Origin of the sequence: Segatella salivae DSM 15606 (genome assembly GCF_000185845.1) — a bacterium.
In the GTDB taxonomy this organism is placed as follows: Bacteria; Bacteroidota; Bacteroidia; order Bacteroidales; family Bacteroidaceae; genus Prevotella; species Prevotella salivae.
The window spans coordinates 1,019,019-1,029,085 of sequence record NZ_GL629647.1 but is presented as its reverse complement, the minus strand read 5'-3'; the positions used below and the strand labels follow the sequence as shown (position 1 = coordinate 1,029,085).

Genomic DNA, 10,067 nt, shown 5'->3' with positions numbered 1-10,067 from the left:
CCAGCTTCCTCAACTTGTTGAAGATTTCTGTAAATATTACGAATATTTCCCTAATCGTCATGTCGTTTTTTATTATGATACAACCTTTATCAGTAATAACTATGCGGTCGGCAACGATGACTTTCACGCTGTGATTTGTAATGGCTTGAAGTCGCACGGCTGGTACGTTAATGACGTGTGTATCGGCAAACAGTGGAACCATATCGAGAAGCAGCTGCTCATCAACCGCATGTTTCAAGGCCGTGCGAAGCATCAGCTACTCTTCAATAGAGATAATAACCCAGATCTTCTCCTCTCTATCCAAACGGCAGGCGTGTACATGGGTAAGAAAGATAAGCGAGGGGAGAAGCTTGCAGAGACAGAAGAAGATAAGCTTGAAAATCGTACCGACGGCTCCGACGCTTTCGACACTTTTGCAATCGGTGTAGAGAAATTCCCTACATTCGATATCAACATGTCAGGCGCTGTCGTATCTTCGTTCAACGGACATTAGGCCCCCAGCCCCTAAAGGGGAGAGTAGGTCGCTACGCGGTGTTTTTGTGTTCGTAGCGAACCTTTTTTTTCTTCCAAATCCCAATCTCCTACTTTCAGATTTCGATGCAAAGGTAGAGGCGTCGGTTGTCTGAACCTGTGAACCTGTCACTTTTTGCAGTCGGAGCCTCCGTCATTTTTCGCTGCGCTGAAAAATAACGGCATCCAACATCAAAAAGGTGCCAGAACCCCAGCGTTCTGACACCCTGCCACCTCTTAACCTCGCATCGGAAATCGAAAGAAGGCGACCGGGCTTTGTACGGAATAAAAAAAAGTTCACTCCTCACGTGGAAATCTCCAGTAAGGCTCTTGAACATTACCAGAATTTTAACCAATATGAATATGAAAAAGATTAATTTTTATGAGTATCTTCCTCAAAGATACGCAGCAACAAGTGAGCAAGTTGTTAAGGTGCGTAACCTTATTTACAATTTCAAAAGCGGACGCAAGGAGGCTGCCAATTTTGCAGCTGATTTAATTGTGCGCTTAATGTGGAATTGGTATGGCCACAAGTGCAATGAATATACTATTGTGTGCGTGCCTGCTTCCTCTAATGCTGAATATCGTCACCGCTTTAGTTATTTTTCTCATGTTGTTGCCTGCCGTTGTCAGCAGGTAAACGCTATGCAGCACATTAAAATTTTAGGCAAACGTGAAGCTTTGCATCGCACCGCAAATCATGTTGTGCAGGATAACGGCACGTATCGCATAGAACTTGATAAAGAGTTTTTTGCAGGGCGCAAGGTTATTATATTCGATGACCTTGTAACGACAGGCACAACGGCCGAGCATTTTGCAGCACTTTTGCAGGAAGCAGGGGCAGAGGTTAAAGGCGCTTTGTTCATTGCTAAGTCGGTAAAAGGCATATCTAAAAAAACGTATTGGGGGCGTTTCGCAGAGAACACAACAAAACATATCATGCAATTTAATCATAGATAATATAGAAGTTATGAATAGTTCTAATATTTGCAATTGGGTCAAGGAAGAGCAGCCACGTTTCAAATTTGATAATGTAGGGTGTGATGTGGTTAGTAATGCAGAATTGTTATCTATCATTATAGGAAGTGGCAGTGCTGAACTCAACGCGGTTGATTTATGCAGGCAGCTGATGAATGCTTGCGGGCACAGTCTTGCAAGGTTGGCAAGAATGTCTACCTATGAACTCATGCAGTTTGAGGGGATAGGGAGAAGCAAGGCACTTAGTATCAGGGCAGCGTTGGAGATAGGAAAGCGCAGACAGATAGAGCAGGCAAAGGACACGATAGACTTTTCTTCTTCTGTTGCGATGTATGACTATCTTTTGCCTAAAATGCGTGATTTACCCTTAGAGCAGGCGCACGTGCTGTTCCTTAATCACCATTATAAGCTTATTAAATCTATAAAGCTAAGCGAGGGAGGGTTGACCGAAACGGCTATCGATGTCCGCGTTATTCTGAAAGAGGCTTTGTTATGCAATGCAACTGTAGTTGCACTTGCCCACAACCACCCGAGTGGAAGCATAACCCCGTCTTTGCCCGATGATAGTATTACGAAGCGTGTACAAAAGGCATGCGAGGCAGTTAGGATTTATTTCCTTGACCATATTATCGTAACAGACGGCCGTTATTATTCGTATCGAGATAGTGGAAGATTGTAAAATATCTTTCTTCAGAGAGGGCAGGCAGCTTTTGAGTTGCCTGCCTTTTTCGTGTGTCCACTTGCGACCGCAGGCAATTGCCTGCATGATAATTTTGTTTTACATATTCCGCTAAACTCAAAGAGGCAATTGCCATGTCGGGCGTAGGGCGGTGGGGGGTACAAAAAGAGCGAACTTCGCTTTTTTCTTTCAGTTAAAACGTTTCTCGCTGTAATTCAACGTTTTAACTGCTTAGGGCCGTGCAAAATAGGAATAAAAGCCGTGTTTTGTTGCTCCAATTTCCTCGAAAATCGGAGCCTCGCCAACAAAAACGCCCTTTTTGACTAACATTTTACCTATTTCTTTAGAAATTGCCTTGCAATTTATAGTTGCCGTTTCTTTGTCTAAAGGGGGCATAAATTGCTTAAAATATTCCTTACAAAGCCTTTTTAGGGTCGAAAATTACGCATTTGTGTTAAAATAGTGTTAAATCCGCAATTATATATTGCGGATTTAATTTTTATTCCTATCTTTGCAATGTAAACAAATAACAACAACAATTAAAAAGGTGAGACACACCGTAAAAACTGTTCAAAATCATGAAGACTGTTAAAGATTACACAGCAAGTTCAAAAGCGCAGACAATCAGCGAAATTGTAGGCTTTGAAGTTGACACAACAGGTTGTGAATTCTTAAACAAACCCTTTTGCCACTTTATTTGCCAAAATGGTGCTAACTACTATATAGAATATAAAGCTTGTTTCCCCCATATTGAGGAGTTGAGAAATAACACATATCGCGTAATAATATTTGATGATTATGTAGACTTCGTGGAAGTAGAGAATGGAAATTCAGTTGTAGAATTATAAATTAAACCTTAACGCTGCGCTATCGGCATGACGGGCAAAAAAAATGATTAATTTAAATACACTTTCAGCAATTAAAGAAAACTATTATTTCAACAACAACATGAAAGAGGTTTCTTTCAAAGAGTACCTTGAAAACGAGGCTGAGAACGACCCAAACTTCTTTTACGAACTCTTCGATAATGAGGATTACGAGCAGAAGTGGGACTCTGTTTTATCTGAAGAAGATAGAGAAGAGTGGGATGATTTGCTCAACAAGGCTAACGATATTTGGTACAAAATGCTCGAAGACGAAGAGGAGGAGCAGCGTGCACGTATTAAATTTCAATTTGAAGATTTATTCGGCGGTAAAGATATAGAGGAATTCCGCGAGCTTGTTCAAAATCTGTATAACTACGATGATTTTAGCAAATATAAATCTGATGTAATTGATATGAACTATATCGATGAAGAGGAATATAAAGAAATAGTAAAAGAGGCTATCGCTGAATATATCGAGAACAACAAGATAGAAGTAGAAATAAAGGAGCTAAACGATACAGACGTTGTTGAAGACGGTGATAACAGCTTTACTTATAAAGGTGAAGAGTATCAAGGCTTCGATAGTTCGGACGGCGGCGACTTCGATTGTACAAGCTGCGAGAACTTTGATTTAATCAATGAGGCGGTGCAGGACTCTGATTGTGAGGACAAAGAAGAATTAACAATGTTCCTCTGCGGTATGAATTTTGTCTACAAGAAAATGGTAGATGATGTAATGTATAAATTCTATTTCAAATAAATACAAGCGCCAGACTTCACAGCCTGGCGCATGAAAATACTAAATAAAATTTAAACCTTCATCGCAACCACTGTCGCGAGATTCAAAATTACGTGAAGAATAACGTTTAACAACTAAATATATTGTGTTATGTATATAATTTCTTATCTAAAAATGCAAAACGGCACATGTCCACTCTTGCATGACGGTTCTAAAAGTAAAGAGTTTGAAAACTTAGAAAGAGCCTACGAGTTCTACACCGATGAGTGTAGATTAACCGAGTTCTGTAATAAGGGAACAGGAGAACACACCTCTCTTATGTTGTATGAAGATGACGGCATTCATCCGTCTATTGTTCAAGAAATAGATTTTTATGTGTAAAAGCACTTATTTTATTGAGTATAGTGAGGATAAGCAATATATATTCCTTGTGCGCACAAAAAAACCACGCTGGCGCATGGTTCTAAATAAAGACGAATTTGATGCTGACAAACTTGCAGCCTCTTTACGAAAAGCAGCAGAGTTTTTAACTAAAAGAGTAAAACGATGAAGAAACTTGCAATAGTGAAAGTGGCACATCGGCATGGAGTTACTATTCCGATGATAGCCGAAAAATTGGGATTAAAAGAGCGCACGCTATCCTGGCGCATGGCACAAGATATGCGGTTGAGCTTTCTTCGCGAGATTGCGCAGGCTATTGGCTGCGATGTTCCTGATTTATTCATAGATGCTTGATATATGTTGCAAAACATATATTTATAGAAATAACTCTCTAATCGCTTGTAGGTTAGAGAGTTTTTCTTTACTTTTGCAGATATAGACTTTGCATGAAGTTGAAGGTTTTTCGATTTTAGGCTTTTTGCTTGTGAAAGTAGAAAGCCGTTTTATCGCAGAATATTATAACTCTTAATAAATAACGTAGTAAAAGTAAAAAATGGAGAAGCACACCTTTACTGTCATTGATATCGAAACAATGACACCTGAAAGAACGAGTGCCTGTGCTTTGGGCCTTGTTCGTGTAGAGAACGATGTCATCGTTCAAAAGTTTTATTCTCTCATCAAACCTATCCCTGATGATAGAACAGTTACTAACACCCATGTTCATGGGATTACTCCCGAAATGGTTGAGAATGCCCCTACTTTCCAAGATTTATGGCCGACAATTGAGCATTATATATCAGGGCAAGTGTTGGCAGCTCACAACACCTCTTTCGATCTTGATGTATTGAAAAAGGTGTCGACACATTATGGTATAACTATTCCTATTACAGGCGTTGTTGACACTTTTTCGTTAACGCATCTTTCTTTAGATGAAACTTGTAAAGTGTTACATGTTGATTTAGGGAAACATCATGATGCCCTTTGTGATGCTACAGCTTGCGCAGAGATAATCCTTGTGTTGTCGGGCGTGGAATTACCAAAGCCCACGGAAAGCATCCCGCATTTTGTCACGCCTAAAGAAAAAACATTGAAAAAAGAGACGAAACAACCTTTATCCCCTGAAGAAGTTGAGAATAAGGAAACTCCTTTCTTCATGAAAAGAGTAGTGCTGACAGGAAACCTTGAAACGTTCCCTGCTCGAGAAACTATTGCAAAAATGCTCAAAGCGTATGGTGCTGACATTAATACCTCTATATCTAAAAGGACAGATATTGTTATAGTCGGTAAAGGGGCAGGCCCGTCTAAAATGCAGAAAATAGAGGAATTGCAAGCACAAGGTCACAATTTAAGAGTTATAGAAGAACCTGAATTGCTTAGCATAATGAAAGAATTTAATATTGAATTCTAACTTTTCCCCGAAATCTCTTGCAGGTTTCGGGGATTTTCTTTAATTTTGTCACCGGTTATAAGATGATAGTAGACTATCCCGGTGAGCTACGGTTACTTGCTCGGCAAAATTGCTCGGGCTTTTTTAATGCCCTCAACTAACATACTTGGCGGTTGCCTTCTCGTAGATATTTCAAAGCCCATTGGGTAGCGACATCATCTTATAACCAGCGAGATTGGCGACCGCCTTTCTTGTTTTACCGGCAATGCAGCGGATCTGCAGAAAAGGTTATAAGATGATGTAATATGCAGCAACAAACTATCCAGTTCGACGGTGTGCAAATTCAACAGCGTGTCGATGTTCGCGCAATTATCGCGAATGCAGTAAATTCAGTGGCTAACTATCTCAATCAACGTAGCGAGATTTATTCGCGGTTGTGTGACTTCTCCGTGACACGTCGCACGGTGCTCTACATGCACTTAGGTACAATCTGCTTAGGTGTGAGTGTATTTGCCGTGGTTTCTCATCCGCTTGTGGCCATTCCTGCAGCAGTTTGTGCAGGCTGGCTTGTTTACCGTTTGAACAGCAAGGAGGGAGGTAAGGAATAGCACAGTTAATGAAAGTAAGTCGCATGCCTGGACCTGGGAAATCGCGACTTCATTATAAAACCTTACAAATAAAAACAGAAAAATGAAAACTTTTGGTATGATTGAGAATAATTACAATGCGCAGGCTTGCAATGCTTTGCAAGATCTGCTCGATACATCAGCACTCGAAGCACGAATTGACCTCTGTAATGACATTACAGATAAAATTCTGTCGGGTGATGATTTCTCAGACGCAGAACTGCTTGATTACGTGCGCAGCTTTCACGCGCTTAGAAAACAATTTGAAATAATTCTAAAAGGTAAAAAAAATGAACGAGAACAGCAAGATTGAACGCACCGTGCTTGATGCTTATTTCAGTACACGTGCTAATAATATCCCTCCCTCGCAAAGGTCTCTTTTTGTCGAGGATAACAAGACAACCTCTGAAATTATCGAAGCTTTAGACAGCACCTATCCGCTGACACAGCAAGATGTTTTTGGCTACATGTCGGAGAATGGTTTCCTACTTGAACCGGATGAGTCTGGCGGACTTGTTTGGAAAATATGGAGACTGAAATAAATTTTTCTTTATTTAATACGTAGAAATACATTTTTTTACATAATTTTGTACCATATTCGTCTGGAAACAGACAATTGGTTAAAATTCGACTGCAGGCGTCGCGAGGACGTCTGCAGTTTTTTTTGTGGGTACGAAAAAGCCCGAGGTGGCTCAACCTCGGGCTACTGTGTGATTAAAAAGAAAGGGCTATAAGGAAACGCCCAGCGAGCCTAATTGTGCAGACATGTCGGCAAGTGCATGCTTGAACGTCTGTCTTTCTTCTTCTGTGAAAGCAACCGGTTTGCCGTTGATGACATCACCATTTATCTTGTGTGCCAGCCATGAACGCGATTTGCCGAAGTAGTTGCGTGCGATGTAGGCCATTGAAAGCATCTTTGTCATCTCGCCCATTCTGTCTGCAATCGTAAGTTCTTCCACTCTGCTTGCGGTTGTCTTGATGAGATTTTCCAAAGCTTCTGTAAAAGCCTTTGGATCCTTATTCTTCAGTTTCTCCATTTCCAGGGCAACCTTGTCTCTTTCTTTCTGTGTCTTTGCTGCTCTGTTTCTTGCTGCAAGTGCTTGTAATTCTTTTTTCATCATCTCTTTTCTGTTTTGTTGCCTGCCTCCCGGAGGAGGTCAGGCTTAATTGTTCTTGATTTTGTTTTCTAACGCTTCGATTTCCTTTTTTGCGATGTTCTGAAAGTGATTGGGGAACTTTTTCCAATTTTCTAAGTAGAACATCAAGTCATCTTCGCTTTCTTTGAGTTCCTTTGATTTTCTTCTTTTCTTCATGTAGTCCTTTCTTTTAATTCACATTGCAAAGATAATCAACATTTGTTGAATATGCAAATTTTTAGGCATTTATTTTCAACATTTGTTGAAAAAGATGTTATTTCCTATAAAATAGTTCTGCAATCAATATCAAATCACATGATAATCTGCATGATATTGCACGCTGCTTTGCATCAGGTAATCATGTCAGATGACGCACTTTGCATTTGTATTTTTGTCAGCTTGTATTCTCTGTTACCTTTGTGTTGTAAATAGAATTTGTATGATTACTGTCTTAAAATCTCTTTCGGGTACCTATTTCAGTGCATCAATTCCCGATTTGTCTTTCACTATCGGGGGCAGTCGCGCAGGCGTTGTCATGACGGTTGACGGTGTGAAAATGTATGACGAGCATCTTTATCAGTATGACGGCAGCATTGAACTCACCGACCTCTCCGCACTCTTCACCTCGTATGCACATGCAAGGTTGAGTGTCGATATTGCTATTACAATAACCGACCTCGGCGACAATGATGCTGTGATAGATACAAAGGTACTGAATACTAAGGTAGTTTATTGCGCTGCTGATTTCACACAAGGCACTGTAACGGCTAAGGCTGAAGACTTCCTGCGCACGCATTTTCTGTCTATTTACAGCGGTGACCGCGTGTCGGCCTTGGGGCGCTTGGAGTTTCTGCACTATATCGGTACCGACTCGGCAGCTGTCAAGGCGACCTATGTTGACGGCTCAACAGCTGACTTCGCTGCAACTAAGGTGCAAGGCAATAGCAAATATTCAACTATTGACGTGTCGCCCTCGCGCTTCACAAAAGCTGATAAGGTGCTTGACTTCTTTGTTGTCACAGCAGGCGAGCGTACACAAAAATATACGATAGATTGGACTCATCCTGATTGCGCACCTATCTTGATGTTTGAGAACTCTTTCGGCTGTGATGAGTTGATGTATTGCGTAGGTAAACATCAGGTCAGCCCCTCGTTCAAGCGCACAACGGTCAATGTGCTGGGTAAGACGCGTAATATAGAGATTGTTGAAAACCGACTCTTCAAGGCTGATACTGGCTATCTCACGATTGCACAGCAAAATTGGGTGGATGAACTCTTTCGCGCTGAGCGCGTGCATGTCGTGAATTTCGTTAACGGACAGCCTGTTGTCGGCAAGGAGGTGACACTTACAGAGTCGAAGTCGGAGGTGTCAAACCTTGATGATGAGATAGCGCGCTTTACTTTCTCTTATCAGTATGCGCAGCGCAATCACAACGTTATTGACCTGCAACGTGCAGGCCGAATTTTCGATAACACTTTTGATAATACTTTTGATTAATGAATAAGCCTATTCACATCACAGAAATGCGCAAGCAGTTAGATATAGCTGCTATCCGCAAGCAACTTGTAAACCTGAAATGTTGGAAGCTTAAGACCGGTGACATTATTGAGTATAAAGGCTGGTTGGTAAAATCGGGACATTGGCGCGGTGGTACTCATCGGCTGATAAATCCTAACAATCGGCAGATACGAGAGGTGCGCGATGTGTGTATCTTTGAGTTTATGGGCGCAGAAATCTATATGTAAAAAATGGAACAAAATTCAACGTTGAATTTTATCGAAAAGCGCGGAGATTACGAAATCTACGGTGCTTCAGCTGCTGGCTTTACGAATGGGCACAGTGCCTCGGCTAATGCAGAGTATTCTGAAAATTCGTCAGTGGTTTTTGACGATAGTGGTATCATTCAGCCCCGAACGTTCACGCAAGGGGGCAAAACTTATAAGTATGTTCCGTTCGGGGCCGATGACATGCTGCCTTATCACATCATTGAAAAGGTGGGCGAAAACATGGTCATGGCGCAAAACAAACTCTTCAATGCGCTCACGTGCTATGGGCAGGGTGTACGCTTCTATGACATCGCTACTGAAAAGAAGACGCGCGATCGAGAGATATGCGACTTCTACTTTCGAAATCAGCTCAACCGCTTCTTTATTGAGCAGGTGCTTGACATGAAATACTTCTTTTTTACGGTTACAGTCGTAGTGCTCGACAATGAGGGCTGTCACATTGTACAGGTGCGTCACAAGGAGAGTTGTTATTGTCGTTTTGAAAAAGCAGATGAAAATGGTCGCATCAATCACGTTTTTTATGCGAACTGGAAAAACACAGTGAAAGACGGTGATGTGGAAGTCATTGAGTTGCTTGATGAAATAGACCCTTGGGGCGATTTGCGCGTGCGCATGGGGCTTGACCCTGACCCTGCTACGGGCGAGTGTCGTAGGGCTGCACGTGGTGACGCTTTCGGTCGTGCTACACGCACACGTAAGTTTGCTATCCTTACGAGATTTCCGACCCCAGGATATCAGTATTATCCTATTCCTTTTTATGTCGCAACGTTCAAAGACTCATGGTATGACATTTATGAGCTGATAGGTAAGGGCAAGCGTGCTAAGATACGTAACTCTGCGCCTCCGCGCTTTCAGGTTGAAGTGCACAAGGACTACTGGAGGCAGATCTGTGAAGAAGACGGTATTACTGATCCTGACAAAATAAAGGCACGTATCAAGCAGGAAAAGCAGAATATCAACGACTTTATTGGTGGTGG

15 protein-coding genes and 1 pseudogene are annotated in these 10,067 nt (G+C 41.6%); 14 read left to right on the top strand and 2 right to left on the bottom strand.

All coding sequences use genetic code 11. The features are described 5' to 3' along the window. The 11 genes and pseudogenes from HMPREF9420_RS04255 to HMPREF9420_RS04195 all read left to right on the top strand — a co-directional run. Positions 1–493 (top strand): annotated as a pseudogene (locus HMPREF9420_RS04255) (hypothetical protein); the annotation flags it as partial. A 380-nt stretch (positions 494–873) separates the two neighbouring features. Next, entirely contained in the window at positions 874–1,470 is a 597-nt protein-coding gene (locus HMPREF9420_RS04250; protein WP_248628075.1) for a ComF family protein, read from the top strand. Between the two features lie 10 nt (positions 1,471–1,480). Further along, complete coding sequence (gene radC, locus HMPREF9420_RS04245) at positions 1,481–2,167, top strand: RadC family protein (protein WP_007134217.1); 687 nt, start codon at positions 1,481–1,483, stop codon at positions 2,165–2,167. 578 nt (positions 2,168–2,745) lie between these two features. Next, positions 2,746–3,015: a hypothetical protein gene (locus HMPREF9420_RS04235; protein ID WP_004378690.1), complete on the top strand. Its 270-nt coding sequence runs from the start codon at positions 2,746–2,748 to the stop codon at positions 3,013–3,015. Positions 3,016–3,058: 43 nt separating this feature from the next. After that, positions 3,059–3,793 (top strand): hypothetical protein, encoded by a 735-nt coding sequence (locus tag HMPREF9420_RS04230; protein WP_007134214.1) that lies wholly within the window; start codon positions 3,059–3,061, stop codon positions 3,791–3,793. A 129-nt stretch (positions 3,794–3,922) separates the two neighbouring features. After that, the gene (locus HMPREF9420_RS04225; protein WP_007134213.1) at positions 3,923–4,153 is read left to right on the top strand and encodes a hypothetical protein; all 231 of its coding nucleotides are present in this window, start codon (positions 3,923–3,925) and stop codon (positions 4,151–4,153) included. Positions 4,154–4,318: 165 nt separating this feature from the next. Then, positions 4,319–4,507 (top strand): hypothetical protein, encoded by a 189-nt coding sequence (locus HMPREF9420_RS04215; RefSeq protein WP_004378694.1) that lies wholly within the window; start codon positions 4,319–4,321, stop codon positions 4,505–4,507. A gap of 199 nt (positions 4,508–4,706) precedes the next feature. After that, on the top strand, positions 4,707–5,561 hold the full coding sequence (locus tag HMPREF9420_RS04210) for an exonuclease domain-containing protein (RefSeq protein ID WP_007134212.1): 855 nt from the start codon (positions 4,707–4,709) through the stop codon (positions 5,559–5,561). A 284-nt stretch (positions 5,562–5,845) separates the two neighbouring features. Next, entirely contained in the window at positions 5,846–6,148 is a 303-nt protein-coding gene (locus tag HMPREF9420_RS04205) for a hypothetical protein (RefSeq protein ID WP_007134211.1), read from the top strand. A gap of 82 nt (positions 6,149–6,230) precedes the next feature. Continuing rightward, positions 6,231–6,479 (top strand): hypothetical protein, encoded by a 249-nt coding sequence (locus tag HMPREF9420_RS04200; RefSeq protein WP_007134210.1) that lies wholly within the window; start codon positions 6,231–6,233, stop codon positions 6,477–6,479. Continuing rightward, complete coding sequence (locus tag HMPREF9420_RS04195) at positions 6,457–6,708, top strand: hypothetical protein (protein WP_007134209.1); 252 nt, start codon at positions 6,457–6,459, stop codon at positions 6,706–6,708. Before HMPREF9420_RS04200 ends, HMPREF9420_RS04195 begins: the two co-directional genes overlap by 23 nt. A 186-nt stretch (positions 6,709–6,894) precedes the next feature. On the opposite strand, the gene HMPREF9420_RS04190 is transcribed toward HMPREF9420_RS04195, so the two are convergent. Together HMPREF9420_RS04190 and HMPREF9420_RS14170 are read right to left on the bottom strand one after the other, a co-directional pair. Beyond that, positions 6,895–7,287, bottom strand: a complete 393-nt coding sequence (locus HMPREF9420_RS04190; protein ID WP_004378698.1) for a DUF5053 domain-containing protein — start codon at positions 7,285–7,287, stop codon at positions 6,895–6,897. Positions 7,288–7,329: 42 nt separating this feature from the next. Beyond that, on the bottom strand, positions 7,330–7,479 hold the full coding sequence (locus tag HMPREF9420_RS14170) for a hypothetical protein (RefSeq protein ID WP_004378699.1): 150 nt from the start codon (positions 7,477–7,479) through the stop codon (positions 7,330–7,332). A gap of 262 nt (positions 7,480–7,741) precedes the next feature. Here HMPREF9420_RS14170 and HMPREF9420_RS04185 point away from each other — a divergent pair, with 262 nt between their 5' ends. From HMPREF9420_RS04185 to HMPREF9420_RS04175, 3 genes are all read left to right on the top strand, one after another. Continuing rightward, on the top strand, positions 7,742–8,800 hold the full coding sequence (locus HMPREF9420_RS04185) for a hypothetical protein (RefSeq protein ID WP_007134208.1): 1,059 nt from the start codon (positions 7,742–7,744) through the stop codon (positions 8,798–8,800). After that, positions 8,800–9,048 (top strand): hypothetical protein, encoded by a 249-nt coding sequence (locus tag HMPREF9420_RS04180; RefSeq protein ID WP_007134207.1) that lies wholly within the window; start codon positions 8,800–8,802, stop codon positions 9,046–9,048. Before HMPREF9420_RS04185 ends, HMPREF9420_RS04180 begins: the two co-directional genes overlap by 1 nt. A 3-nt stretch (positions 9,049–9,051) precedes the next feature. After that, positions 9,052–10,067, top strand: a 1,016-nt coding sequence (locus HMPREF9420_RS04175; protein ID WP_007134206.1) for a hypothetical protein, incomplete at its 3' end; no start/stop codon positions are given.